Origin of the sequence: Pseudomonas sp. PONIH3 (assembly GCF_002934345.1) — a bacterium.
GTDB classification, from domain to species: Bacteria; Pseudomonadota; Gammaproteobacteria; order Pseudomonadales; family Pseudomonadaceae; genus Aquipseudomonas; species Aquipseudomonas soli.
Genome location: NZ_CP026386.1, coordinates 862519 through 886175, shown reverse-complemented (window position 1 = coordinate 886175; position 23657 = coordinate 862519). Strand labels below are relative to the sequence as shown.

Genomic DNA, 23657 nt, shown 5'->3' with positions numbered 1-23657 from the left:
TGGCCTCACAAGTGTGCATACAGGCGACCAGGGTTGAAGATGCCCTGGGGGTCGAGTTGGCGCTTCAGCGCCTGGTGGTAGCGCAGCGTCATCGGGTCCAGTGGCGCACTGCTGTCGTCGCCGGGCGCGTAGGCGGTGGCATGGCCGCCGGCCTCGGCCACCAGGGCGCGCAGGGTGGCCGCCGGCGCCTCGGACCTGAGCCAGCGCTGGGCGCCGCCCCAGTCGATCAGTTGCTGCCCGGGCAGCTCGAGCACGCCGCAGGTGATGGGCAGGGACAGGCGCCACAGCGTGGCCGGCGCACTGAAGAACGCCAGTCGTTGCTCGCGCAGGTCGCTCCAGTAGCGCGGGTCGACGACCTCGCCGCCCAAGCGCTCGCGGGCCGAGCGCACCGAGCCTTCGCCGCCCTCCAGGCGCAGGTGCAGCGCCTCGCCGTCGTGGCTGGCGGCGCTGATCGGCAATGGCTGCTGGCCCCATTCGGCCAACCTGGCCAGTGCCTGGCGGGCATCCATTTCCAGGCGCAGGCCCAGGCACTGGCGCGGCCTGGGCAGCACCTTCAAGGAAACCTCGGTGAGCAGGCCAAGGCAGCCGAAGCTGCCCGTCATCAGCCGCGATACGTCGTAGCCGGCGACATTCTTCATTACCTCGCCGCCAAAGCGCAGGTGCTTGCCGTGGCCGGTGATCAGTCGTGTGCCCAGGACATAGTCGCGCACCGCGCCTGCCCAGGGCCGGCGCGGCCCCGAAAGCCCGGCGGCGACCATGCCGCCCAGCGTCGCCTCGGGCCCCAGGTGCGGCGGCTCGCAAGGCAGCATCTGCCCGGCCTCGCGCAGCGTCGCCTCGATCTCCCGCAGCGGCGTGCCGGCACGGGCGGTGAGCACCAGTTCGGTGGGGTCGTAGCTGACGATACCGCGGTGCCCACGGGTGTCGACAAGCTCGCCGGCCACCGGGCGGCCGAGCATGGCCTTGCTGTTGCCGCCCTGGATGCGCAGCGCGGTGCCCTGGCGCAACGCCTGGCTGACCTGCTCCAGCAACTGCTGGCTGAGATCGGTGCCCATCAGAAGCGCTCCAGGTCGGGGAAGGGCAACTGCCCATGGTGTACATGCAGCGCGCCGAACTCGGCGCAGCGCTGCAGGGTAGGAATGTTCTTGCCCGGGTTGAGCAGGCCCCGTGGGTCGAAGGCGGCCTTGACCGCGTGGAACAGGGTGATCTCGTCGCTGTTGAACTGGGCGCACATCTGGTTGATCTTCTCCCGGCCCACGCCGTGCTCGCCGGTGATGCTGCCGCCCACCGCCACGCACAACTCGAGGATCCGGCCACCGAGGGCTTCGGCGCGTTCCAGCTCGCCGGGCAGGTTGGCGTCGAACAGGATCAGCGGGTGCATGTTGCCGTCGCCGGCATGGAAAACGTTGGCGACCCGCAGGCCGTATGTCTCGGACAGTTGGCTGATGCCAGCGAGCACTCGCGGCAGCTCGCGCCGCGGGATGGTGCCGTCCATGCAGTAGTAGTCCGGCGAAATGCGCCCCACCGCCGGGAAGGCGTTCTTGCGCCCGGCCCAGAAGCGCACGCGTTCGGCTTCGTCGCAGGCCAGGCGCACCTCGCGGGCACCGGCCTGGCGCAGCACGGCATCGACGCGGACGCAGTCGTCGTGCACATCGGCCTCGACCCCGTCCAGTTCGCACAGCAGGATCGCCGCCGCGTCCACCGGGTAGCCGGCGTGGATGAAGGCCTCGGCGGCGCGGATCGCCAGGTTGTCCATCATCTCGAGGCCTGCCGGGATGATCCCGGCGGCGATGATATCGGCCACCGCGCGCCCGGCGTGCTCGACGTTGGCGAAGCTGGCCAGCAGCACCCGCGCTACCTGTGGCCTGGGCAGCAGCTTGACGGTGACCTCGGTGACGATGCCGAGCATGCCCTCGGAGCCGGTGAACAGTGCCAGCAGGTCGAAGCCGGGGCTGTCCAGGGCATCGCTGCCGAGGGTCAGGCGCTCGCCCTCGACGGTGAGGATCTCCACTTTCAGCAGGTTGTGCACGGTCAGCCCGTACTTAAGGCAGTGCACGCCGCCGGCGTTCTCGGCGACATTGCCGCCAATCGAGCAGGCGATCTGCGAGGAGGGATCCGGCGCGTAGTACAAACCGTGGGGCGCCGCCGCCTGGGAAATCGCCAGGTTGCGCACGCCAGGCTGGACCCTGGCGAAGCGGCCCTGCGGGTTGACTTCGAGGATGCGGTTGAAGCGCGCCATCACCAGCAGGATGCCCTGGCTCAGCGGCAACGCGCCGCCCGACAGGCCGGTGCCGGCACCGCGCGCGACCACCGGCACGCCGCGCTGGTGGCAGAGCCGCAGCAGCGCCTGCACCTGCTCCAGCCGCTCGGGCAGTGCCACCAGCAGGGGCAGTGTGCGGTAGGCCGAGAGGCCGTCGCATTCATAGGGCTTGAGGTCTTCGCTGCGGTGCAGGATGTCCAGGTCGGGCAGGGCCTCGCGCAGGGCGGCCAGCAGCGCCGGCTTGTCCACGCTTGGCAACGGGCCGTCGACACGTTCGTCGTAGAGGATGTTCATGGGCGCTCCTGCGCAGTGGCCTATTGCGCCAGTTGCCTGATCATTGCCACCGTCAGGTACAGGCGTGGCGCCACGCTGGCGATCTCCATGTACTCGTCGTCGCCATGCAGGCCGGCGCCGACCACACCCAGGGTCTCCAGCACTGCGGGCTTGTCGCTGTCGGGCAAGTAGGCGTAGCCGGCGTCGGTGCCGAAGCGCATGGCGATCGGCTGCAGTTGCCGGTCGATCTTGCTGTAGAGCTGCCGCGCAGTTTGTGCAAGCTGCGTGGAGGCGTCGTTCTTCGCCAGAGGCGGACGGCCTTTTTCCATGACCAGCTCGACCTGGGTATCGGCGACCAACTGCTTCTTGATGATCCGCAAGGCATCCTCCTGTACCCGCTCGGTCTCGCTCAGGTCGGAATAACGCATGTCGGCCTCGGCGCTGGCCAGGGCAGGGATGATGTTGGCCTTCTCTCCGGCCTTGGCCAGGGTCCAGTTGACGGTGGTGCCCTTGTCCTTGTCGCCGAGGGCATTCAATTGCAGCAACTGGTGCGCCAGTTCGATCAGCGCGTTGCGCCCGGCCTCCGGCGCGGAGCCGGCGTGGGAGGCGCGGCCATTCACCGTGAGTTTCAGGCGGTTGATGCCGTTGGTGGCGACGGTCACCGCGTCCTTGTCCGGTGGCTCGTAGGAAAAGACGAAGTCGTGCTGGCGCGCCAGCTCGGCGATTAGCTGCCTGGAGCCTGCCGAGCCCATTTCCTCATCCGGGTTGAATAGCACGGTGAGGGTGCGATAGCCCTTGTACTGCTGGTCCTGCAGCAGCTTCAGCGCATGCAGGATCATCGCCACGCCGCCCTTGGCATCGGCCACGCCAGGGCCATAGGCGCGCTCGCCTTCGATGCGGAACGGGCGCTTGGCCACGGTACCGGGGCCGAACACCGTGTCGTAGTGGACCATCAGCAGGAAGTCCTTGTCGCCATTGCCCTTGAATGTGCCGACGATGTTGTCGCCCACCGACGGCGTGGCTGGTTGGGTGGTGACCTTGGCGCCGAGGGCCTCGAGGCGTTTCACCAGCTCGGCACCGACCTGTTTCAGTCCCGCCTCGGTACCGGTGCCGGTGTCTACCGAAACCAGGGACTTGAGGGTTTCCAGGTAGTGCGGCTGTTCGGCCTGGGCCTGGCTGTACAGCTCCTGGTGCGTGGGCTCGACGGCCTGGGCGGTGGCGCAGGTGAGGGCGAGGGCCAGAGTGCAAAGTCGCAGATGCATGGGCAGGGTCTCGTTGTCATGAACCCTTCAGCGTAGACCCTACCCGATGAATGGCCGCCCGAGTTGTTGCGCCTACAGCCCGTAAGGATGTGCCAGACGCCGGTTTGATAGGCGTTCGGCGTTCATGGTCGCGACTCTGTGGGGTGGGGGAGGCCAGGCTTTACCGGTGACGGAAATGACCCATACAGTACGAATTCGAGACATGCTCTGGAGTGTGCCCATGCATCGGGTCGGTTATCTGTTGTGCGAAGGTTTCCATGTGATGGCGCTGGCCTCGCAGTCGGTGTTCGAGATCGCCAGCCTGCTGAGCGGGCGGCCGGTCCATGCCCCGCGCAATTTCAGCGTCGCCGGCGGTAAGCTGCGTTCGTCCCTGCGCGACAGCGAGGTGCCGGCATGAAGAAACTCGTGCGCATGGACGACCTGCAGGTATTCGTCAGTACCGTGGCAACCGGCAGTTTCTCCGCGGCGGCGCGCCAGCTGGACATCTCGCCGGCCCTGGCCAGCGGCGCCGTGCAGCGCCTGGAGCGCAGCCTGGGGGTCCGCCTGCTGGTGCGTTCGACCCGGCGTCTGCGCCTGTCGGATGAAGGCCAGCGCTACCTGCCCCATGCGCGACAGGTGCTTGAGGCACTGGTGGAGGGCGAGATGGCCCTGGAGCAAGGGCGCGAAGAGATCGGCGGGGTGCTGCGTCTGTCGATGCCCTCGGACCTGGGGCGCAATGTGCTGCTGCCCTGGCTCGACGAGTTCCAGTTGCAGCACCCGGGCATCAGCCTGCAACTGCGCCTGAGCGACCAGGTGGCGGACATGGTGGGGGATCGCCTGGATGCCAGTATCCGCTACGGCCAGTTGGCCGATTCGGGCCTGGTGGCGCTGCCCCTGGCCCCGGACAACCGCCGCACGCTGTGCGCCGCGCCGAGCTACATCGCCCGCCATGGCACGCCCCGCACCCCGGAGGAGCTGGCCGGGCACAATTGCCTGCGCTATGTGATGGGCGAACAGACCCACGAACGCTGGGGCTTCCACCTGCCGGACGGGGTCAGGACGGTGAGCGTTTCGGGCGACCGCACCAGTGACGATGCAGATGTGGTCCGCCGCTGGGCGGTGGCGGGGCTGGGGATCGTCTACAAGTCGCGGCTGGATGTGCTGGCCGATGTGCGGGCCGGGCGGCTGGTGGAGCTGTTCCCATCGGAATGCGGCCAGGCGGCGCCGCTGCAACTGGTGTGCGTGCACCGTCAGGCGGTGTCGCCGGCGATCCAGCGGTTGCGGAGCTACCTGGGGGAGAAGTTTGCCGAGTTGGGTTAGCTGAGTAATCTGCAGGAGCGGCGTAGCGCCGCTGCCTGGCGCCTCGGAAATCTAGAAACCTTCCAGTACAACCTTGCCCTTTGCCTTGCCGCTTTCGATCAACTCGTGGGCGCGGCGCAGGTTGGCCGCGTTGATCGCACCGAAATGCTCGCCCAGCGTGGTCTTGATCACGCCTTCATCGACCAGCCCGGCAATTCGCTCCAGCAGTTCGTGCTGCTTGATCATGTCGGCGGTCTGGTACAGCGAACGGGTGAACATCAGCTCCCAGTGCAACGACAGCGACTTGCGCTTGAGCGGCACCACGTCGAGGCTGGCCGGGTCGTCGATCAGTGCCAGGCGGCCTTGTGGGCGCAGCACCTCGACCAACTGCGCGAAGTGGCGGTCGGTGTGGGTCAGGCTGATCACCAGGTCCACCTGGCCTATGCCCACAGCCTCCAGCTGGGGTGCCAGCGGCTGGTTGTGATCGATCACCTGGTGGGCGCCGAGTTGGCGTACCCAGGCCTGGGTTTCAGGGCGCGAGGCGGTGCCGATCACGGTGAGGTTGGTGAGTTGGCGCGCCAGCTGGGTGAGGATCGAACCCACGCCACCGCTGGCGCCGACGATCAGCAGGCTTTGCCCTTCGCCGCCGCCTTCGCGCACGCCCAGGCGGTCGAACAGCAACTCCCAGGCGGTGATCGAGGTCAGCGGCAGGGCGGCGGCGCTGGCATTGTCCAGGCTGCGCGGCTTGTGGCCGACGATGCGCTCATCGACCAGGTGCAGTTCGCTGTAGCTGCCAGGGCGGTCGATGGCACCGGCATAGAAGACCTCGTCGCCGGGCTGGAACAGCGTCACCTCTTCGCCGATGGCGCGCACCACGCCGACCGCGTCCCAGCCCAGCACCTTGGGTTGATCGGTGCTGCCGCTGCCGGCGCGGACCTTGGTGTCGACCGGGTTGACTGCGATGGCGCGGACTTCCACCAGCAGATCGCGTGGGCCGGGTACAGGCGCGGGCAGGTCGCTGTCGTAGAGCGAGGCCGGATCGGTCAGTGGCAGGCCGTGTTGGGTGAAGACGATGGCTTTCATGGCATCAGGATCCCTGAGTGGTAGGTAGGGCAACCTTAGCCTGCAAGATTTATCGCAAAAACATCGCAATCACAGGAACAGTTTCAGCATTTTCTTGAAAATGTAGCGGCCATGCTGGTCAGAACCAACGATCGTTGCGTTTGCGCCCTCGGGTCAGCGCCGGCAGGATCAGCCCCGCCAGCAGCCCGGCCCCGGCGATGCTGCCGCCATACACCATGTAGCGCATCATCACCTGCTTGTTCTCGTCACCCAGGCGCGCCTGGGTGTCGCGCAGGCTCGACTGGCTCTGCTCGAGCTGTTCATTGAGTGCCTTGTTACGGGTTTCCAGCTCGTCGATCAGCGCCTTGCGCGAATCGAGGGTCTCCTGCATGCCCTGCACGCGGTTTTTCCAGCTGTCGTCGATGGTCTTGAGCTGGCCGGACAGTTCGGCCACCTGGGCGTCGAGCTGCGGCAGGCGCTCGCTCTGGCCGGGCACCGCCTGCAGGTCGCTGGTGAGGATCCATACCAGGTCGCCGCTCTGCCCGCGTACCTGGCTGTAGTTGCCTTGGCTGGTGACCAAAGTGACCTTCTGCCCGGACTTGAGCGTGCCGACGATGCGATGGCCATCGGTAGGGCCGCTGCGTACGTAAGTGTTCAGGCTGTCACTGACCCAACGCGCATCAGTGGCCGGCTCTTCGGCGTGGGCCGGGGCGGCGAGGGCGATCAGGGCGGCGATCAGGCCACCGCGCAGGGCGGTGAGGGCAGGGGAAGGCTGGATGTCTGGCATGCTGGTCTTCGCTGAAACAGGACGAATGAAGGCCCGATGACTGGGCCGGCGATCCGGTCGGGTGGATTGACCGTCAGCGAAAGACCGTTTTTTTGTGGGCAGGTTCACCACCTGGCGCAGGAAATATCTGCAAAATATTGCGAAAAATCAGGAATTATTGGCTGCCATGGGCGCCAATTCCCCGGCGAAAGGGCCGCAAAGCGGCCCCCAGTGCCCTAGGCCACTACTTCATAGCACGGCACATACGCCGCCCCACCGGGCAACTTCATGCGGTGCTGGTCGACGAACGCCTGCAGCAGGCGCCCGAGTGGGTCGAGGATCGCCGCATCGCCGCGGATCTGGTAAGGCCCGTGCTCCTCGATCAGGCGGATGCCCTTGTCCTTGACGTTGCCGGCAACCACGCCCGAGAACGCCCGGCGCAGGTTGGCCGCCAGCTCGTGTGGCGGCAGGTCGCGGCGCAGGGCCAGGTTGGCCATGTTCTCGTGGGTCGGGTCGAACGGGCGCTGGAAGCCTTCGTCGATCTTCAGCAGCCAGTTGAAGTGGAAGGCGTCGTTGCGCTCGCGGCGGAACTGCTTGACTGCCTTGAGCCCCTCGACCATCTGCCGCGCCACTTCGGCCGGGTCGTCGATGATGATCTGGTAGTGGCGCTGCGCCGCCTCGCCGAGAGTGGCGCCGACGAAGGCATGCAACTGCAGCAGGAACGGCTCGGCGCTGCGCGGCCCGGTGAGCACCACCGGGAACGGCAGGCCCTGGTTGTCCGGGTGCATGAGGATGCCGAGCAGGTAGAGGAACTCCTCGGCGGTACCGGCGCCGCCGGGGAAGATGATGATGCCGTGGCCGACACGCACGAAGGCTTCCAGACGCTTCTCGATGTCCGGCAGGATCACCAGCTCGTTGACGATCGGGTTGGGCGCCTCGGCGGCGATGATGCCCGGCTCGGTCAGGCCCAGGTAGCGGCTGCCGTGCATGCGCTGCTTGGCATGGGCGATGGTGGCGCCCTTCATCGGCCCTTTCATCACGCCCGGGCCGCAGCCGGTGCAGACATCCAGCTTGCGCAGGCCCAGCTCGTGGCCGACCTTCTTGGTGTACTGGTATTCCTCGGTGCTGATCGAGTGGCCGCCCCAGCACACCACCATCTTCGGCTCGACACCGGGGCGCAGGGTGCGGGCGTTGCGCAGCAGGTGGAAGACGTAGTCGGTGATGCCTTGCGAGCTTTCCAGGTCGATGCGCTGGCTGGCCAGTTCGCTCTCGGTGTAGACGATGTCGCGCAGGGCGCTGAACAACATCTCGCGGGTACTGGCGATCATCTCGCCATCGACGAAGGCGTCGGCCGGGGCGTTGAGCAGTTCCAGGCGCACGCCGCGGTCCTGCTGGTGGATACGTACCTCGAAGTCCTTGTAGGCCTCGAGGATGGTCTTGGCATTATCGACATGGGCGCCGGTGTTGAGGATGGCCAGGGCGCACTGGCGGAACAGGGTGTAGAGGCTGCCGGTACCGACTTCGCTCAGTTGCTGGACTTCACGTTGCGACAGCGTCTCCAGGCTGCCCTTGGGGCTGACGGAGGCGTTGATGACATTGCGTTGGGGCATCTGGTCTTTCCTGTGCGGGTAAAACATCCTTCTTTGACAACACCATACAAGCAAATGTGCGTGGCAACGAGGGCCTTGGTGAAAAACCTTGGACTGCAGTGCCTAGCCTGTGGGAGCCGGCTTGACGGCGAAAGGGCTGCATGGCAGCCCCGGGGTTATTGGACGTTGAACACATGCCGCAGGTACGCCACGAAGTTCTCGTCCCGGCACTGGGTCTTGCCCGGGCTGTCGGAAATCTTCGCCACTGGCGCGCCGTTGCAGGCGGTCATCTTGATCACGATGTTCATCGGCGTGACGCCGGGGATGTCGCAGGTCAGGTTGGTGCCGATACCGAAGCTGACGTTGATCCGCCCGTGCAGGGCGCGGTAGAGCGTGAGCATCTTCTCGAAGTCCAGCCCGTCGGAGAAAATCAGGGTCTTGCCCTGTGGGTCGATGCCCAGCCGCTCATAGTGGGCGATGGCTTTCTCGGCCCAGGCCAGCGGTTCGCCCGAGTCATGGCGCAGGCCATCGAAGAGTTTGGCGAAGTACAGGTCGAAGTCCTTCATGAACGCGTCCATGCCGATGCAGTCGGTCAGGGCGATGCCCAGCTGGCCGCGGTACTCGCGCACCCAGCACTCGAGGGCGGCGGCTTGGCTGTCCACCAGGCGCGGGCCGAGCTGCTGGTGGGCCATGAACCATTCGTGGGCCATGGTGCCGATGGGCTTGACCTGGTACTCGCGGGCCAGGTGCACGTTGCTGGTGCCGACGAAGCGCCCGGGGAAATCGCGCTTGAGGATGTGCACCACCTCTTCCTGCACCCGGTAGGAGAAACGTCGGCGGGTGCCGAAGTCGGCCAACTGCAGGCCGGCCAGCTCGTCACCGCTGGCTTCGGCCTTGAGCCAGTCGAGCTTCTGGTAGAGGCGCTCGCCGACCTGTTCGATCACCACCTCGCGGTAGCGATAGCGGTTGCGTACTTCACTGATGATCGCCAGCAGCGGGATCTCGAACAGGATCACGTGCAACCAGGGGCCGCGCAGGCGGATCGCCAGCTGCCCGGCGTCGTCCAGGCCCACCTGCACATAACGCAGGTTGAAGCGGAACAGGCTGAGGAAGCGAATGAAGTCCGGCTTGATGAACGGAATCTTTTCCAGGTAGGCCAACTGGTCGTGGGTGATCGACACATCGGCCAACTGCTCGACTTGGTAGCGGATCTCGGCGAGGTAGGGCGCCAGGTCCTCGTTGTTGCGGCAGCGGAACTCCCATTCCACCTCGGCGTTGGGGTAGTTGTGCAGCACCGCCTGCATCATGGTGATTTTGTAGAAGTCGGTGTCCAGCAGGTTCTGGATGATCCGTGGGCCGAAAACGCTGTCGCTCATGGGCGAGCCTCCTTGAGGGCGGTGAGCTGGTCGTCGAGGGCCTGTTCGTCGCCGCACAAGTGGATGCCGGCATTGGCCATGGCAGTGCGGGCAGCCTGTGCGCCCTCAGCGCTCAGTGCGCGGCAGGCCGGCAGGTACAACAACACCTCGAAACCGGCGCGGCGCAGTTGCAGGGCGGTGGTGCGCACGCAGTAGTCCAGCGCCAGGCCGCCAACGATGATCGCCTGTACCTGTTGCACCTTGAGGAACTCGATGACACCGGTGGAGCGGCGTTCCGCCAGGTCGTGGTAGCAGGCGCCGTAGGGGTGCAGGTCGGGTTCGACGCCTTTCCAGACGAAGTAGTCGTAGTCGATGGGGGCGGGCAGGCCGGGGAGCAGTTCGAAGCCGGACGTGCCGGGGACGCAGTGGCTGACCCAGGTCAGGTCGGCGTTGGCCAGAGCCAGGGGTTGCAGCATCTGGGCGGCTTCGGCGACTACCCAGGCGGCGTTTGCCGGGTGGGCGTCCTTGCTGCCCAGGCGCAGCATGGCGCGCTGCGCCATGGTGTTGAGCGCAGGCGCGATCAGGTGGCCGCCGGGCACCGGCAACTCCTGGGGAGCGTTGGCGGTAAAGCCGTTTTGCGCGTCGACGTCGAAGCTGGCGATGATCATGGGCAGAGGTCCTCGGCTGAGATGGTCATATAATTCACCTGGTGCATTATGTGTGTCAAGGCTATTCCCAAATCGGAATTAGCCCTTGATAGATTTAATAGCCCTGGTGGAATATAAGCGGGTTACCAGAAGGAATCGTACCGTGAGCACAGCACAAGTCCTGGCCAGCGTGGATATCATCGCCCTGCGCCTGTCGCCGCACAGCCTTCGTCTGGAGGTGTTGTTGCACCGGCGTGGACGCGAGCCCTACGAAGGGCAATGGGCCCTGCCAGGTGTGATCGTCAATGGCAGCACCTCGGACAACAGTCTGGATGCCGCCGCCGCCCGTGTCCTGGCGGAAAAGGCCAAGGTGGTCCCCCGCCATCTGGAACAGGTAGGCACTGAAGGCAATGGCGTTCGCGACCCTCGGGGCTGGACCTTGAGCACCTACTACCTGGCGCTGCTCGACCCGGCGGTCGTGGTAGAAAACGCGCAGGTTGCCTTCTTTGACCTTCAACGCGTTCTGTCGCGTGAGCTGTTGCTGCCGTTCGACCATGGCCTGCTGGTCGAGCGCTCCTGTGAGCGGTTGGCGGCCAAGGCCGTGTACACCAATCTGCCGTTGTACCTGGCGCCCGAGCGGTTCACCGTGCTGGACGCCCTGGCAGCGGTGCAGGCGTGCCTGGGGCAGGTGGTCAACAACACCTCGCTGCGCAAACGCCTTGAACGCATGAAGAGCGAAGGCTGGGTGCAGGACACCGGCGAGAAGGTCCAGCCCAGGCTCGGGCGGCCGCAGCAGCTGTACCGGCATACCCCGCAGGGGGCGGGGACGTTCATGTTCGACCGCAGTCTGCTGGCGGGAGGCTGAGCTTGCGCAACAGCAACGATCGGCCGCTTGCCGGCGATGAAGTCGGACCAGGCGGCACAAGGAAAATGCAGCGGCTATCCTTGCAGCCATGACCAACCCGCTCCCCCAACGTCACCCATGCCCGCCGGGCGCCTGCGACTGCGGCCGCGAACGCCTGGCCGACGGCCCCGAGCGGCGCATCCTGCTACTCACCCGCGAGGAGGAAAAGCGCCTGGTCGAGCGCCTGGAGAACCTCAGGGATCTTGAAGACCTAAAGCGCCTGCAGTCACGCCTCTACGAGCAGCTCGGCATCCGCGTGCACATCGCCCCAGGCTTCAACGAAGTACGCACCATGCGCGGTATCGTCATCGAACTGGAGGCGCAGTTGGGCCTGTGCCGCAAGACGCGCCAAGCCATCCCCGCGGCGATTCGCCGGGGGCTCGAGCGCAACCCGCAAGTGGCTTTTCGCCTGCTCGACGCCCACGACCTGCTGCGCGACGCCTGAGCCTCAGCGCATCGCCGCCAGCTTGATGCCGAAGCCGACCAGGCAGGCGCCGGCCAGGCGTTCGAGGAGGTTGGCGATGCGCGGGCTGGCGCGCATGCGCTCGGCCAGTCGGTGGGTAAGGAACACCGCGATCAGGCCGTAGAGCAAGGTAAGCCCGGCCACGGTCAGCGCCATGAAGGCGAAGGTGACCACGCCCTGGTGGCGCACCGGGTCGATGAACAACGGGAAGAACGCCATGTAGAACATGATCGCCTTGGGGTTGAGCAGGGTGATCATCATGGTCTGGCGCAGGTAGCGGCCGCTGGCCATGCGGCTCTCGCGCGGGGCGCCGCCGGGCTTGCTCAGCACCATGCGCAGGCCGAGCCAGGCCAGGTAGGCGGCACCGGCCCACTGCACCACGTGGAAGGCGGTGGGGTAGGTGGCCAGCAAGGTGGCCACGCCGGCCACCGCCAGCCACATCAGCACCTGGTCGCCGAGGATCACCCCGAAGGTGGCGGCCAGCCCGCCCTTGATGCCGCCCTTGCCGGTGGCGGTGATCAGGGCGAAGTTGCCGGGCCCGGGGATCGCCAGGAGGATGAGGAACGCGATCACGAAAGCGCCGTAGTCGGTCACGCCGAGCATGGGGAGTCTCCTGGGGGGGGCAGGCGGGCTTCGATATATGCCATCATTCGCCGCGTTTGCAAAGCCACGACGTTACAGGGAGGTGAAGATGGCGTTCAGTGCGGATGAGCGGGCGGTGCTGCTGGCGGTCAAGGGCGTGGGCCCGACCGTGGTGCAGCGCCTTGAGCAACTGGGGTATGGCTCGTTGGCACGGCTGGCCGAAGCCGATGCCTTGCAGATCGTCAGCGAGGCCGCCGGGCTGCTGGGCAGCAGTTGTTGGAAGAACAGCCCCCAGGCGCGAGGGGCGATACAGGCGGCGATTGCCCGGGCCAGGGAGCATGTCTCGCAGGGCGCGTGCCCCGCCAGCGGCGCATAAAAAAGCCCCGAAGACCAAGGTCTTCGGGGCAAACGGTTGGGGGAGGAACCAACCAAAGGAGTCTTCACATCAGGGGACGGTCAGCGCGAGCTGGCCACCACATCGGGTTGCCAGCCGCCGCCAAGCGCCTTGTAGATCGCGACGATGCCGCTGTACAGCTCGACCTCGCCCTGGGCCTGGGCGTCTTCGGCGCTCAGGCGCTCGCGCTCGGCGTCGAGCAGCACCAGGTAGTCCACCGTGCCTTCGCGGTAGCGCACCGAGGCCAGGTCCGCCGCCTTGCGGCTGGCGTCGCTCTGGCGCATCAGCGCCAGCAGGCGCTGCTGGCGCTTGCCGTAGTCGCTGAAGGCGTTGGAGGACTCCTCCAGGGCCAGCAGCACTTGCTGTTCGTAATTGGCCAGCGCCCCTTCGGCATCGGCCTTGGCGCCGCGCAGGCGGGCGCGCACGCTGCCCAGGTCGAACGCCGCCCAGGTGATGCTGGGGCCCAGCGCCCAGGCATTGGCCGCCGAGGAGCCGATCTGCGAACCGCGGGCGGCGGTGAAGCCGAGGAAACCACTGAGGCTGACCCGCGGGAACAGGTCGGCGGTGGCCACGCCGACGTTGGCCGTGGCCGCAGCCAGCTGGCGCTCGGCGCTGCGGATGTCGGGGCGGCGGCGCAGCAGCTCGCCGGGGTCGCCCACCGGCAAGGCCTTGGCGATGGCCGGCAGGGCCTTGGGCGACAGGTCCACGGCCATCGCGTCCGGGCGCTGGCCGAGCAGGGTGGCGATGCGGTTCTTCGCCCGCACCTGTTCGGCCTGCAATTGCGGCACGGTGGCTTCGACACCCGCCAGGCGGGCGTCAGCGCGCACCACGTCGAGCTCGTTGCCGACCCCGGTGTCGCGCAGGGTCACGGTGATGTCCCGCGACTGCTGCTGGGTCTTCAGGTTGGCCACGGCGATCTGCTCGCGCAGTTGCGCGCCGCGCAATTGACCGTAGGCGTCGACCAGCTCGGCGATCAGGCTGACCTGCAGTTGCTGCAGGTCGGCCTCGGCCGCCGCTTCCTGGGCTTCGCTGGCCTCGATCTGGCGCTGGATGCGGCCGAACAGGTCAAGCTCCCAGGCCATGTCCAGGCCCAGGTCATAGCGTTCGCTGTTGACCCGGCGCTCGGTCTGGCCAGGGACCTGGCCCTTGCCCAGGTCGCTGCTGGCGCGGCTGGTGACCACGGGGATCTGGTCGTTGGACACGTCCTCGCGAATCGACCGCGCCGCTTTCAGGCGGGCGAAGGCCACGCGCAGGTCGCGGTTGCCGTCCAGCGATGCCTGCACCAGCTGGTTCAGCACCGGGTCGTCGAACTGTTTCCACCACACGCTCTCGAAGCGGCTGCGGTCATAGGCTTTGGCTTCAAGGCCGGCGTCCAGCTTGGCCGGTTCGGTCAGCGGGGCCTGGTAGTCCGGGCCCACCGCGCAGGCCGCCAGGGCCAGTGCCAGCAGGCTCGGGGTCAGGGGTTTGAGCAACTTCATGCATGGTTCTCCAGTGCCACGGCGTGCTCGGCCTTGCGGGCCTGGCGACGCTCGACGAAACGGCGGATCAGGAAGAAGAACACCGGGGTCAGGAACAGGCCGAATACGGTCACCCCGATCATCCCCGAGAACACCGCCACACCCATGGCGTGACGCATCTCGGCACCGGCGCCGGAGGAGAACACCAGCGGCACCACACCCATGATGAAGGCGATCGAGGTCATCAGGATCGGCCGCAGACGCAGGCGGCAGGCTTCCAGTACCGCAGCCAGCGGATCGAGGCCCTTGGCCTGTTCATCCTTGGCGAACTCGACGATCAGGATCGCGTTCTTGCACGCCAGGCCCACCAGTACGATTAGGCCGATCTGGGTGAAGATGTTGTTGTCGCCACCGGAGATGATCACCCCGGTGATGGCCGACAGCAGGGTCATCGGCACGATCAGGATCACCGCCAGCGGCAGGCTCCAGCTTTCGTACTGGGCGGCCAGCACCAGGAAGGCCAGCAGCACGCACAGTGGGAACACGAACAGTGCGGTGTTGCCCGAGAGGATCTGCTGGTAGGTCAGGTCGGTCCACTCGAAGGTCATGCCGTTGGGCAGTTCCTCCTTGAGCAGCTTCTCGATCGCAGCCTCGGCCTGACCGGAGCTGTAGCCGGGGGCTGCGGCACCGTTGATCTCGGCGGTGATGAAGCCGTTGTAGTGCATCACGCGGTCAGGCCCCGAGGTGTCGCTGACCTTGAGGAAGGTCGCCAGCGGGATCATCTCGCCCAGGTTGTTGCGCACCTTCAACTGGCCGATCTGTTCGGCGTCGAGGCGGAACTGCTGCTCGGCCTGGACGTTGACCTGGTAGGTACGGCCAAAGCGGTTGAAGTCGTTGGTGTACAGCGAGCCCAGGTAGACCTGCAGGGTGTCGAAGATGTCGTTGATCGCCACGCCATGGGTCTTGGCCTTTTCCCGGTCGATGGCGGCATCGACCTGCGGCACGTTGACCTGGTAGCTGGTGAACAGGCCCGCCAGTTCCGGCACGTTGTGGCTCTTGGCGATGATGTTCTGGGTTTCCTTGTACAGCGCTTCGTAGCCCAGGTTGCCGCGGTCCTCGATCTGCAGGCGGAAGCCGCCGATGGTGCCCAGGCCTTGTACCGGCGGAGGCGGGAAGATCGCGATGTAGGCGTCCTGGATATCGGCGAACTGGGCGTTCAGCGCGGCGGCGATGGCTGCCGCCGACTGGCTCGGGTCCTTGCGCTCGTCGAACGGCTTGAGCGGGGTGAACACGATGCCGCTGTTCGGGCTGTTGGTGAAACCGTTGATCGACAGGCCTGGGAAGGCCACCGAGTCGGCCACGCCTGGCTGCTTGAGGGCGATCTCGCTCATCTTCTTGATCACCGCCTCGGTGCGGTCGAGGCTGGCGGCGTCAGGCAATTGGGCGAAGGCCACCAGGTACTGCTTGTCCTGGGACGGCACGAAGCCGGTCGGGGTGGACGAGAAGCCCAGGTAGGTCAGGCCCATCAGGCCGGCATACACGAACAGTGCAATTCCGCTGGAACGGATGACCCGGCGCACGCCGCCGACGTAGCCATGGCTGGCGCGGTCGAAGAAGCGGTTGAACGGGGCGAACAGCCAGCTGCCCAGCAGTTTTTCCAGGAACCGCGAGAAACGGTCCTTGGGCGCGTGGTGGTCCTTGAGCAGCACGGCGGCCAGGGCCGGCGACAGGGTCAGCGAGTTGAACGCCGAGATCACGGTGGAGATGGCGATGGTCAGGGCGAACTGTTTGTAGAACTGCCCGGTAAGGCCCGAGATGAACGCCGCCGGCACGAACACGGCGCACAGCACCAGCGCCGTGGCGATGATCGGCCCGGTCACTTCGCTCATGGCCTTTTGCGTGGCCTCGAGCGGTTTCAGGCCCAGCCCGATGTTGCGTTCGACGTTCTCCACCACGACGATGGCGTCGTCCACGACGATACCGATGGCCAGCACCAGGCCGAACAGCGATAGCGCGTTGAGCGAGAAACCAAACAGGTGCATCACCGCAAAGGTACCGATCAGCGACACCGGCACGGCCAGCAGCGGGATGATCGAGGCGCGCCAGGTTTGCAGGAACAGGATGACGACCAGCACCACCAGCACCAGCGCTTCGAACAGGGTGTGCACCACCGCCTCGATGGAACCACGGACGAACACCGTCGGGTCATAGACGATGCTGTAGTCCATGCCTTCGGGGAAGTCCTTCTTCAGCTCGGCCATCTTCGCCCGTACTTCGTCGGAGATCTCGATGGCGTTGGAGCCCGGGCGCTGGAAGATCGGGATGGCCACGGCCGGCTGGTTGTTCAGCAGCGAGCGCAGGGCGTACTGGCTGGAGCCGAGTTCGACCCGGGCGATGTCCTTCAGGCGGGTGATCTCGCCGTTGGCACCGGCACGGATGATGATGTTCTCGAACTCTTCCTCGTTGACCAGGCGGCCCTGGGTGTTGATCGACAGCTGGAAGCTGGTCGAACCGGGGGCGGGCGGGGCGCCGAGCTGGCCGGCGGCGACCTGGCGGTTCTGCTCGCGGATCGCGGCCACCACGTCGCTGGCGGTCAGGTTGCGCGAAGCGGTCTTGTTCGGATCGAGCCAAACGCGCAGGGAGTAGTCGCCCATGCCGAACAGCTGCACGTCGCCCACGCCGCCCAGGCGCGCCAGCTCATCCTTGATGTTGAGGATGGCGTAGTTGGACAGGTAGAGCATGTCGTAGCGGTTGTCCGGCGAGGTCAGGTGCACGACCATGGTCAGGTCGGGCGAGGCCTTGTCGACGGTGATGCCGATACGGGTCACTTCTTCCGGCAGCTTGGGCTGGGTGCGGGTGACGCGGTTCTGCACCTGCACCTGGGCGTTGTCCAGGTCGGTGCCCAGGGCGAAGGTGATAGTCAGGGTCAGCTTGCCGTCGGCGGTGGATTGCGAGGACATGTACAGCATGTTCTCGACACCGGTGATGGCTTGCTCAAGCGGCGCGGCGACGGTCTCGCCGATCACCTTGGGGTTGGCGCCGGGGAAGTTGGCGCGCACCACCACGGTGGGCGGTACCACTTCGGGGTATTCGCTGATCGGCAGCTGGAACAGCGAGATCGAACCCGCGATCAGCAGCACCAGCGACAGTACCGCGGCGAAGATCGGCCGGGTAATGAAGAATTTCGAAAAGTTCATCGGTGTTGTCCCTTAACCGCGCGGCGCTTGGGCGCTGGCGACTTTGACATTGGCGCCGGCAACCTTCGGTGCCGGGTTGCTGGCTTCCAGGGCCTGACGCTGCTGGGCGAGGGCGGCGAGGGTCTGCTCACTGGCCATCGGCGTTTCCTCCGGGGTGACCGGCGAGCCAGGGCGCACGCGCTGCAGGCCCTTGACCACGATGCGGTCGTCCTTGCCCAGGCCGCTGCGCACAATACGCAGGCCTTCGAGCTTGGGCCCCAGTTCCACGGCGCGGTAGGCGGCCTTGTTGTCCTTGTCCATAACCAGCACGAACTTCTTGCCGAGGTCGGTGCCGACCGCTTCGTCGTTGATCAGCACGGCGTCGTACTGGGCGCTGCCGACCAGCTTCAGGCGCGCGTACAGGCCGGGGGTGAACTGGCCGTCACGGTTGTCGAACACGGCGCGGCCACGGATGGTGCCGGTGCGCGGGTTGACCTGGTTGTCGACGAAGTTCATCTGGCCCAGGTGTGGGTTGCCGGTCTCGTTGGTCAGGCCCAGGTACACCGGGGTGCTCTGGCCGCGCTGGCCGTCGCGGGCCAGCTGGCTGTACTTGAGGTACACGCGCTCGTCGGCGTCGAAGTAGGCGTAGACCTTGTCGGTGGAGACCACGCTGGTCAGCGGGGTGACGTCGGCCGTGACGATGTTGCCGGCGGTGAACTGGGCGCGGCTGACCCGGCCGCTGATCGGCGCGGTGACGCGGGTGAAACTCAGGTTCAGGCGGGCCAGGTCGAGCTGGGCCTGGATTGCGTCGACCCCGGCGCGGGCTTCGGCGGCGGCGCTGGTGCGCGACTCGGCCAGTTCCGCGGAGATCGCGTTGCTGTCACGCAGGCGCTCGCCACGGCGGGCTTCGTTGGCGCTGCGGATGGCGGTAGCCTTGGCTTGTTGGAGCTGGGCTTCGAGGCGGCGGACTTCAGCCTGGAACGGGCGTGGGTCGATCTGGAACAGCAGGTCGCCTTTCTTCACCTGGGCGCCTTCGGTGAAGGCCACCAGGTCGACCTGGCCGGACACCCGTGGGCGTACCTCGACGGTTTCCGGTGCTTCGAGGCGGCCGGTGAACTCGTCCCATTCGTTGATCGGCTGTTCGATCACCTTGGCTACGCTGACTTTGGGCGCGGCGGGAGCCTGCACGGCGTCGGGGGTGCGACCGCAAGCGCTGAGCACCACCACTGCCAGGGCAGCGAGGGGGAAGCGCAGGGGTTTGAGTGAGTGATCCATGGAGAACTCCGCCGAGATATTAGTAGTGGGCGGAGTTTGAGTGTCTTGCGCGTGACGCACGAATCAAATGGAGCGAAGGTTATTATCACGGGCAATGATATGTCGGGTGCCATCATCAATCATGACGCATGGGCACCCATCAGGATTGCGCAGTCAGCGCGGCCCGCCAGCGGCTTTTTCACGCAATGCCTTGGCCACCTTGGCCTCGATCTCGTAGGCGGGGCCCTCCAGCGCCTGGTAGTCACGGGTGTATTGCTGGGCGAAGCCCTCGACGCCCAGCTCCTGATACTGCTGCACGTGCTTGAGCTCATGGGCCCACAACGCCACGTTGTCCTCGGCATCGGCGGGGCGGCGGAAGATGACCGTGTCGATCAGGGTCACGGCGTTGACGTCCGGGTTCTGCAGTAGAGCGTTGGCGGCGCTGATCTGCTGTTCGTTGCCGACCCGGTAACGTGCCGCGTCGAGCACGGCGAAGTCGTACCAGGGTTCGAGCTGTGCGCGGATATGCAGGGGAATCGGCTGCGTGCCATTGGCGGTGGCTTCCTCGCGGGCCTGGCGCAGGGCGAACACCAGGCTGCCGGTGGCCATGCGCTCGACATCCTGCAGCACCTGGCCTCCTTGGTTGGGGTCGATGGGCGCGCAGAAGCACACCACAAGGCAGACCTGGTACTGCCCGGTCGGGCAGCTGTCCTGGGCGAAGGCGGGCAGGGTCATCAGCAACCCCAGCAGCGTGCTAGCGAACCTCATCGAAGACCTGCTCGACCAGCTTGCGGCTGGCGTCCAGCACCTGTGCCTGCACCGGTTCGCTGGCCAGCATGCGCCCCACCACCAGCGCGCCGACACACTGGCTGAGCAAGGCCCATGCCAGGTCGGGGTCATCCAGGGTTTCGCTCCAGGCCTGGTGCAACTCCAGCAGCCAGTGTTCGGCCTGTTCGCGCACCGGCCGTTCGGCGCGGGCGATCTCCACCCCCAGTGGCGGCAACGGGCAGCCGCCTTCGGCATTGTGCAGGTGCGCCAGGCTCAGGTACTGGTCGAGCAGGCGCTTGAGCCGCGCACGGTCGGTGCCACGTTCGACCAGGCGCGCCAGCGGGCTGTTGGCCAGTTCACGGCGGACGATCTCGCTGAACAGGTCATCCTTGGACGGGAAGTGGTTGTAGAAGGCGCCGCCGGTCAGGCCGATGGCCTTCATCAGCCCGGCCACGCCAGTGGCGGCGAAACCGCCGCGCTTGGCCAGGGCGCCGCTGCTGGACAGCAGTTTTTCACGGGTCTGTTGCTTGTGGTCGGTGGCATAGCGCATGCGCGCAACCTCGTGGTGTGGGCTTGACGATGAGCTGATCGTAGCATAGCGTTCGTTTACTAAACGATCATTCATCAATGGAGCGGTCCATGGCAGAACAACAAAAAGTCGTGCTGGTGATCGGGGCGGGTGATGCCACCGGCGGCGAGATTGCCAAGCGTTTCGCCCGCGAGGGCTACATAGCCTGCGTGACCCGGCGCGAGGCACAGAAGCTGCAGCCGCTGCTCGCCGAAATTCGCGCCGAGGGCGGCCAGGCCCATGGATTTGGCTCGGATGCGCGCAAGGAAGAGGAAGTCGCCGAGCTGGTGGAGACCATCGAGCGCGATATCGGCCCGATCGAGGCGTTCGTCTTCAACATCGGTGCCAATGTGCCGTGCAGCATCCTCGAGGAAACCCCGCGCAAGTACTTCAAGATCTGGGAAATGGCCTGCTTCGCCGGCTTTCTCAATGCCCAGGCGGTCGCCCGGCGCATGGTGACCCGAGAGCGCGGCACCATCCTCTTCACCGGTGCCACCGCTGGCACCCGTGGCGCGGCCGGTTTCGCCGCCTTCGCCGGCGCCAAGCATGGCCTGCGCGCCCTGGCCCAGAGCATGGCGCGGGAACTGGGTCCACGGAACATCCATGTCGGCCACGTGGTGGTCGATGGTGCCATCGACACCGCCTTCATCCGCGACAGCTTCCCTGAACGCTACGCGCTCAAGGACCAGGACGGCATCCTCGATCCTGCGCACATCGCCGACAGTTACTGGTTCCTGCATGCGCAACCGCGTGATGCCTGGACCTTTGAGCTGGACCTGCGGCCGTGGATGGAGCGCTGGTAAATCCCACCCTCATACAAGGATTGAATCATGAGCAAGACCGTCGAGTTCTTCCTGGACCTGGGCAGCCCGGCCACCTACCTGGCTTTCACCCAGCTACCCGCGCTGTGCGCGCGCCATGGGGCGCGGTTGGTATACAAGCCGATTCTATTGGGTGGGGTGTTCCAGGCCACCGGCAATGCCTCGCCGGTATTGGTGCCGGCCAAGGGGCGCTATATGCGCATCGACCTCAAGCGCTATGCCGATCGCTATGGCGTGCCGCTGACCCTGCCGCCGGGGTTCCCGGTCAACACCCTGAACCTGATGCGCGGGCTGATCGGCGTCCAGTTGTTTGCCGAAGAGCGTTTCGAGGCGCTGTTGAAGGTATTGTTCGAAGGGCTGTTCGTGCACGGGCGCAATCTGGCAGATCCCGCGGTACTGGATGAAACCCTGGCCGCCGGCGGCTTCGAGGCCGAGATGTTCCATGAACTGGCCGCCCGGCCCGAGGTCAAGGACGCCTTGCGCAAAGCCACCGAGGAGGCGGTCGAGCGCGGTTTGTTCGGGGCGCCGACGTGCTTTGTCGACGGGCAGATGTTCTTCGGCCAGGACCGCCTGGATTTCGTCGAGCAGGCCTTGGTCAGGCAGGCATGACTGAAAGCAGTCGCTCTATCTGCCTGCGTTCCCAAAGGCTCAGGTGATCGACCGGATTGGTGCCGTAGCGGTGCCAGTCGTCCAGCGAGCCCAGCCGCCCATCCGGGCACTGGCAGTGGCTGCAGTGGGTCAGCCCCTCGCTATCCAGTACCAGGGTCAGGCGCCATCCTTCGACCAGCACCTCAACTTGGTCACCGGCCAGGCGGGCGACCGTCACCAGCGGGCGGACGCCAAGGGCGGCATCACGCAGGCACTGGTACGCCTCGCGGCTGGCGACGGTGGTCATGCTCGGGTCAGAAGTTCGCCGGGGTGTTGGCGCTGATGATCTCGGCCTCGTCGGGGCCGATGTTCTTGAAGCTGTGGGGCAGGGTGGTGGGGATGTAGTAGCCGTCGCCGGCATTGAGAATGCTCACCTGGCCATCGACCCACAGTTCCAGGGTGCCACGGGTGACCAGGCCGCATTCCTCGCCTTCGGCATGCACGATCGGCTCGCCGGAGTCGGCGCCCGGTGCGTACAGCTCACGCAGCATGCGCATCTGCCGACCTTCGACGCTGGCGCCGACCAGCAGCATGCGCAGGCCGTTGCGGCCCAGGTCGGGCTGTTCGCCGCCACGGAACACATAGCGCTCCTCGCGCACCGGCTCGTCGAAACTGAAGAACTCGGCCAGGGACATGGGGATCCCTTCGAGCAGTTTCTTCAGGGAGCTGACCGAAGGGCTGACCCGGTTTTGCTCGATCTGCGAGATGGTCGAGTTGGTCAGGCCGCTGCGGCGGGCCAGCTCCCGTTGGGAGAGGTTGTTGCGTTCACGCACCAGTTTGAGTCGTGTCCCCGTGTCCATAGCCGCCTTGTTTGCAGAGGTGTCAAAAATAATGGGCGAGGCATTAAAACACACTCTGCACGCTTGCGCGCTGTGCGCATCAGTGGCGCTGGTCAGACGCTGCCGGCCACAGCCCGACCAGCAGCAGCAGGGCGCCCACGGCCAGGAACGGCAGGCGCGGATCGAGGGCATAGACCAGGGCACCGGCCAGCGGTCCGATTACCGCACCCATGCCTTGGGCGGCGCCGATCGAGCCGGCCGTCGCACCCTGTTCGCTGGCGTGCATGGCATTGGCCGCCAGGGCCGAGAAGGCCGGGAACACGAAGCCCATGCCGAACGCGGCGACGAAGAACGCACCCCACAGCCACGGCGCGCTGGTGGCCAGGGCCGCGGCGGCGAAACCAAGCCCGGATACGCATGCGCCGACCTTGATCATCTTCAGAGGTGGCCATTCCAACTGGCGCAGGAACACCTGGGCCAGCATCAGCGCCACGCCCACGCTGGTCAGGGCGATGCCCGCGGCCTGGGCGGCGGCGCCGGCTTCGAGCTGCAGGCGGTCGAGGGCGAAGAAACCGACGGCGATCTGCGACACGGTGATGCTCAGCATGGCGCTGAAGGCCACCAGCAAAGGCCTGCGCAGGCGCGGGTCGGACAGTCGCACCGGGTTGGGCGCATGGGCCTGGGCCAACGGCTGTGGCTTGAGCTTGAACAGCAGCACGACGAACGCCGTGGCCGGCAGCAGCGACAGCACATAGAACGGCATGCTCAGGCTGTAGCGCGACAGCAGCGCGGCCAGGGCCGGGCCCAGCACCAGGCCGACCGCGTTGGCCGCACCCAGCGAGGCCATGGCCCGCGCCCTGCGCTGCGGCTCGACGTGATCGGCGATCAGCGCGTTGCCGCCCACCGGCAGCGCGGCATAGAAGGCGCCGATCATGCCCCGCGCCAGCATCAGGCCGAAGAAGGCCAGGGTCGCGCCCGGCAGCCAGCGCAACGCGCCGTCGATGAACAGGCACAGCACCCAATAGGCCAGGGTGAAGCCGCCGCTGCCCAGCAGCAGTACCCGGCGCCGGCCAAGCCGATCGGCCAGGCGCCCCCAGGGCCGGGCCAGCAGCACCCAGACCACGCCGGCCACGGTCACCGCCGCGCCGGCCTGCCAGGTGGCCATGCCCAGCAAGCGGGCGATCGGGCCGATCAGGGCGACGAAAGCCATCATCGACATGGTGCAGGCCATGTTGGCCAGCATCAGCGGGCGCAGGTCCAGGGTGCTGGGCGGGCTGCTCACCGGGGCAAGCGTGGCAGGGTCCTTTGCAACGTTCATAAGGCAGTCCAGGGCAGTTCGACGAAGTGAGCGCCG

The 23657-nt window shown here is 66.4% G+C and carries 24 protein-coding genes; 7 read left to right on the top strand and 17 right to left on the bottom strand.

Translation table 11 applies throughout. The annotated features are described in order from the left end of the window. Positions 1 to 5: 5 nt before the first annotated feature. Genes glcE through C3F42_RS03875 form a run of 3 tightly spaced genes read right to left on the bottom strand, consistent with a single transcriptional unit; the run spans position 6 to position 3792 of the window. Complete coding sequence (glcE, locus tag C3F42_RS03885; protein ID WP_104444005.1) at positions 6 to 1052, bottom strand: glycolate oxidase subunit GlcE; 1047 nt, start codon at positions 1050 to 1052, stop codon at positions 6 to 8. Further along, on the bottom strand, positions 1052 to 2551 hold the full coding sequence (glcD, locus tag C3F42_RS03880; protein ID WP_104444004.1) for a glycolate oxidase subunit GlcD: 1500 nt from the start codon (positions 2549 to 2551) through the stop codon (positions 1052 to 1054). The genes glcE and glcD overlap by 1 nt, the downstream gene beginning before the upstream one ends. 20 nt (positions 2552 to 2571) lie before the next feature. Next, a complete protein-coding gene (locus C3F42_RS03875) occupies positions 2572 to 3792 on the bottom strand; it encodes a M20/M25/M40 family metallo-hydrolase (RefSeq protein WP_104444003.1) in 1221 nt (406 codons plus the stop codon). 175 nt (positions 3793 to 3967) lie between these two features. Between C3F42_RS03875 and C3F42_RS29240 the strand changes: the two genes are divergently transcribed. Next, the gene (locus C3F42_RS29240; RefSeq protein ID WP_158659518.1) at positions 3968 to 4189 is read left to right on the top strand and encodes a hypothetical protein; all 222 of its coding nucleotides are present in this window, start codon (positions 3968 to 3970) and stop codon (positions 4187 to 4189) included. Further along, on the top strand, positions 4186 to 5091 hold the full coding sequence (locus C3F42_RS03870; RefSeq protein ID WP_104444002.1) for a LysR family transcriptional regulator: 906 nt from the start codon (positions 4186 to 4188) through the stop codon (positions 5089 to 5091). Before C3F42_RS29240 ends, C3F42_RS03870 begins: the two co-directional genes overlap by 4 nt. Before the next feature lie 51 nt (positions 5092 to 5142). Here the strand turns inward: C3F42_RS03870 and C3F42_RS03865 are convergent, their stop codons facing one another. The 5 genes from C3F42_RS03865 to C3F42_RS03845 all read right to left on the bottom strand — a co-directional run bounded on the left by C3F42_RS03865 (position 5143) and on the right by C3F42_RS03845 (position 10510). After that, positions 5143 to 6153, bottom strand: a complete 1011-nt coding sequence (locus C3F42_RS03865) for a zinc-binding alcohol dehydrogenase family protein (RefSeq protein WP_104444001.1) — start codon at positions 6151 to 6153, stop codon at positions 5143 to 5145. Between the two features lie 118 nt (positions 6154 to 6271). After that, the gene (locus C3F42_RS03860; protein ID WP_023631532.1) at positions 6272 to 6919 is read right to left on the bottom strand and encodes a TIGR04211 family SH3 domain-containing protein; all 648 of its coding nucleotides are present in this window, start codon (positions 6917 to 6919) and stop codon (positions 6272 to 6274) included. 215 nt (positions 6920 to 7134) lie between these two features. Next, positions 7135 to 8508, bottom strand: coding sequence for a nucleotide 5'-monophosphate nucleosidase PpnN (gene ppnN, locus C3F42_RS03855; RefSeq protein ID WP_046855903.1), 1374 nt, complete (start codon positions 8506 to 8508; stop codon positions 7135 to 7137). Between the two features lie 155 nt (positions 8509 to 8663). Further along, positions 8664 to 9863, bottom strand: coding sequence for a nicotinate phosphoribosyltransferase (gene pncB, locus C3F42_RS03850; protein WP_104444000.1), 1200 nt, complete (start codon positions 9861 to 9863; stop codon positions 8664 to 8666). Continuing rightward, positions 9860 to 10510, bottom strand: coding sequence for a nicotinamidase (locus tag C3F42_RS03845; protein ID WP_023631535.1), 651 nt, complete (start codon positions 10508 to 10510; stop codon positions 9860 to 9862). Before C3F42_RS03845 ends, pncB begins: the two co-directional genes overlap by 4 nt. A gap of 142 nt (positions 10511 to 10652) precedes the next feature. Here C3F42_RS03845 and C3F42_RS03840 point away from each other — a divergent pair, with 142 nt between their 5' ends. Together C3F42_RS03840 and C3F42_RS03835 are read left to right on the top strand one after the other, a co-directional pair. Then, positions 10653 to 11354 carry an NUDIX hydrolase gene (locus C3F42_RS03840; RefSeq protein WP_104443999.1) on the top strand — a complete coding sequence of 234 codons (702 nt, stop codon included), beginning with the start codon at positions 10653 to 10655 and terminating at the stop codon, positions 11352 to 11354. Positions 11355 to 11442: 88 nt separating this feature from the next. Further along, entirely contained in the window at positions 11443 to 11838 is a 396-nt protein-coding gene (locus C3F42_RS03835; protein WP_104443998.1) for a hypothetical protein, read from the top strand. 3 nt (positions 11839 to 11841) lie between these two features. On the opposite strand, the gene C3F42_RS03830 is transcribed toward C3F42_RS03835, so the two are convergent. Beyond that, positions 11842 to 12459: a LysE family transporter gene (locus C3F42_RS03830; protein ID WP_038705946.1), complete on the bottom strand. Its 618-nt coding sequence runs from the start codon at positions 12457 to 12459 to the stop codon at positions 11842 to 11844. Between the two features lie 88 nt (positions 12460 to 12547). Between C3F42_RS03830 and C3F42_RS03825 the strand changes: the two genes are divergently transcribed. Then, the gene (locus C3F42_RS03825; protein ID WP_104443997.1) at positions 12548 to 12814 is read left to right on the top strand and encodes a Pathogenicity locus; all 267 of its coding nucleotides are present in this window, start codon (positions 12548 to 12550) and stop codon (positions 12812 to 12814) included. An 80-nt stretch (positions 12815 to 12894) separates the two neighbouring features. Here C3F42_RS03825 and C3F42_RS03820 read toward each other — a convergent pair whose 3' ends face one another. From C3F42_RS03820 to C3F42_RS03800, 5 genes are all read right to left on the bottom strand, one after another. After that, positions 12895 to 14310 (bottom strand): efflux transporter outer membrane subunit, encoded by a 1416-nt coding sequence (locus tag C3F42_RS03820; protein WP_094011162.1) that lies wholly within the window; start codon positions 14308 to 14310, stop codon positions 12895 to 12897. Beyond that, the gene (locus tag C3F42_RS03815; RefSeq protein WP_038705948.1) at positions 14307 to 17486 is read right to left on the bottom strand and encodes an efflux RND transporter permease subunit; all 3180 of its coding nucleotides are present in this window, start codon (positions 17484 to 17486) and stop codon (positions 14307 to 14309) included. Before C3F42_RS03815 ends, C3F42_RS03820 begins: the two co-directional genes overlap by 4 nt. Before the next feature lie 12 nt (positions 17487 to 17498). Beyond that, positions 17499 to 18740 carry a multidrug efflux RND transporter periplasmic adaptor subunit MexE gene (mexE, locus tag C3F42_RS03810; RefSeq protein WP_038705949.1) on the bottom strand — a complete coding sequence of 414 codons (1242 nt, stop codon included), beginning with the start codon at positions 18738 to 18740 and terminating at the stop codon, positions 17499 to 17501. A 153-nt stretch (positions 18741 to 18893) separates the two neighbouring features. Continuing rightward, complete coding sequence (locus C3F42_RS03805; RefSeq protein ID WP_104443996.1) at positions 18894 to 19487, bottom strand: DUF4157 domain-containing protein; 594 nt, start codon at positions 19485 to 19487, stop codon at positions 18894 to 18896. Next, positions 19474 to 20037 (bottom strand): TetR/AcrR family transcriptional regulator, encoded by a 564-nt coding sequence (locus C3F42_RS03800; RefSeq protein ID WP_038705950.1) that lies wholly within the window; start codon positions 20035 to 20037, stop codon positions 19474 to 19476. The genes C3F42_RS03805 and C3F42_RS03800 overlap by 14 nt, the downstream gene beginning before the upstream one ends. An 89-nt stretch (positions 20038 to 20126) precedes the next feature. Here C3F42_RS03800 and C3F42_RS03795 point away from each other — a divergent pair, with 89 nt between their 5' ends. Both C3F42_RS03795 and C3F42_RS03790 read left to right on the top strand, forming a co-directional pair. Next, positions 20127 to 20858: an SDR family oxidoreductase gene (locus tag C3F42_RS03795; protein WP_023631324.1), complete on the top strand. Its 732-nt coding sequence runs from the start codon at positions 20127 to 20129 to the stop codon at positions 20856 to 20858. Between the two features lie 27 nt (positions 20859 to 20885). Further along, positions 20886 to 21485 (top strand): 2-hydroxychromene-2-carboxylate isomerase, encoded by a 600-nt coding sequence (locus C3F42_RS03790; protein WP_104443995.1) that lies wholly within the window; start codon positions 20886 to 20888, stop codon positions 21483 to 21485. On the opposite strand, the gene C3F42_RS03785 is transcribed toward C3F42_RS03790, so the two are convergent. From C3F42_RS03785 to C3F42_RS03775, 3 genes are all read right to left on the bottom strand, one after another. Next, complete coding sequence (locus C3F42_RS03785; RefSeq protein ID WP_104443994.1) at positions 21472 to 21771, bottom strand: hypothetical protein; 300 nt, start codon at positions 21769 to 21771, stop codon at positions 21472 to 21474. The two genes, C3F42_RS03790 and C3F42_RS03785, sit on opposite strands and share 14 nt — an antisense overlap. Positions 21772 to 21778: 7 nt before the next feature. Beyond that, on the bottom strand, positions 21779 to 22324 hold the full coding sequence (locus C3F42_RS03780) for a cupin domain-containing protein (RefSeq protein ID WP_023631327.1): 546 nt from the start codon (positions 22322 to 22324) through the stop codon (positions 21779 to 21781). A 79-nt stretch (positions 22325 to 22403) separates the two neighbouring features. Continuing rightward, positions 22404 to 23621 (bottom strand): MFS transporter, encoded by a 1218-nt coding sequence (locus C3F42_RS03775; protein WP_038705951.1) that lies wholly within the window; start codon positions 23619 to 23621, stop codon positions 22404 to 22406. Positions 23622 to 23657: the final 36 nt, after the last annotated feature.

What these genes read in the sequence shown, in the direction of transcription:
- glcE (WP_104444005.1), bottom strand. Translation starts at nt 1,052, where the DNA reads ATGGGCACCGATCTCAGCCAGCAGTTGCTGGAGCAGGTCAGCCAGGCG.
- glcD (WP_104444004.1), bottom strand. Translation starts at nt 2,551, where the DNA reads ATGAACATCCTCTACGACGAACGTGTCGACGGCCCGTTGCCAAGCGTG.
- C3F42_RS03875 (WP_104444003.1), bottom strand. Translation starts at nt 3,792, where the DNA reads ATGCATCTGCGACTTTGCACTCTGGCCCTCGCCCTCACCTGCGCCACC.
- C3F42_RS29240 (WP_158659518.1), top strand. Translation starts at nt 3,968, where the DNA reads ATGACCCATACAGTACGAATTCGAGACATGCTCTGGAGTGTGCCCATG.
- C3F42_RS03870 (WP_104444002.1), top strand. Translation starts at nt 4,186, where the DNA reads ATGAAGAAACTCGTGCGCATGGACGACCTGCAGGTATTCGTCAGTACC.
- C3F42_RS03865 (WP_104444001.1), bottom strand. Translation starts at nt 6,153, where the DNA reads ATGAAAGCCATCGTCTTCACCCAACACGGCCTGCCACTGACCGATCCG.
- C3F42_RS03860 (WP_023631532.1), bottom strand. Translation starts at nt 6,919, where the DNA reads ATGCCAGACATCCAGCCTTCCCCTGCCCTCACCGCCCTGCGCGGTGGC.
- ppnN (WP_046855903.1), bottom strand. Translation starts at nt 8,508, where the DNA reads ATGCCCCAACGCAATGTCATCAACGCCTCCGTCAGCCCCAAGGGCAGC.
- pncB (WP_104444000.1), bottom strand. Translation starts at nt 9,863, where the DNA reads ATGAGCGACAGCGTTTTCGGCCCACGGATCATCCAGAACCTGCTGGAC.
- C3F42_RS03845 (WP_023631535.1), bottom strand. Translation starts at nt 10,510, where the DNA reads ATGATCATCGCCAGCTTCGACGTCGACGCGCAAAACGGCTTTACCGCC.
- C3F42_RS03835 (WP_104443998.1), top strand. Translation starts at nt 11,443, where the DNA reads ATGACCAACCCGCTCCCCCAACGTCACCCATGCCCGCCGGGCGCCTGC.
- C3F42_RS03830 (WP_038705946.1), bottom strand. Translation starts at nt 12,459, where the DNA reads ATGCTCGGCGTGACCGACTACGGCGCTTTCGTGATCGCGTTCCTCATC.
- C3F42_RS03825 (WP_104443997.1), top strand. Translation starts at nt 12,548, where the DNA reads ATGGCGTTCAGTGCGGATGAGCGGGCGGTGCTGCTGGCGGTCAAGGGC.
- C3F42_RS03820 (WP_094011162.1), bottom strand. Translation starts at nt 14,310, where the DNA reads ATGAAGTTGCTCAAACCCCTGACCCCGAGCCTGCTGGCACTGGCCCTG.
- C3F42_RS03815 (WP_038705948.1), bottom strand. Translation starts at nt 17,486, where the DNA reads ATGAACTTTTCGAAATTCTTCATTACCCGGCCGATCTTCGCCGCGGTA.
- mexE (WP_038705949.1), bottom strand. Translation starts at nt 18,740, where the DNA reads ATGGATCACTCACTCAAACCCCTGCGCTTCCCCCTCGCTGCCCTGGCA.
- C3F42_RS03805 (WP_104443996.1), bottom strand. Translation starts at nt 19,487, where the DNA reads ATGAGGTTCGCTAGCACGCTGCTGGGGTTGCTGATGACCCTGCCCGCC.
- C3F42_RS03800 (WP_038705950.1), bottom strand. Translation starts at nt 20,037, where the DNA reads ATGCGCTATGCCACCGACCACAAGCAACAGACCCGTGAAAAACTGCTG.
- C3F42_RS03795 (WP_023631324.1), top strand. Translation starts at nt 20,127, where the DNA reads ATGGCAGAACAACAAAAAGTCGTGCTGGTGATCGGGGCGGGTGATGCC.
- C3F42_RS03790 (WP_104443995.1), top strand. Translation starts at nt 20,886, where the DNA reads ATGAGCAAGACCGTCGAGTTCTTCCTGGACCTGGGCAGCCCGGCCACC.
- C3F42_RS03785 (WP_104443994.1), bottom strand. Translation starts at nt 21,771, where the DNA reads ATGACCACCGTCGCCAGCCGCGAGGCGTACCAGTGCCTGCGTGATGCC.
- C3F42_RS03780 (WP_023631327.1), bottom strand. Translation starts at nt 22,324, where the DNA reads ATGGACACGGGGACACGACTCAAACTGGTGCGTGAACGCAACAACCTC.
- C3F42_RS03775 (WP_038705951.1), bottom strand. Translation starts at nt 23,621, where the DNA reads ATGAACGTTGCAAAGGACCCTGCCACGCTTGCCCCGGTGAGCAGCCCG.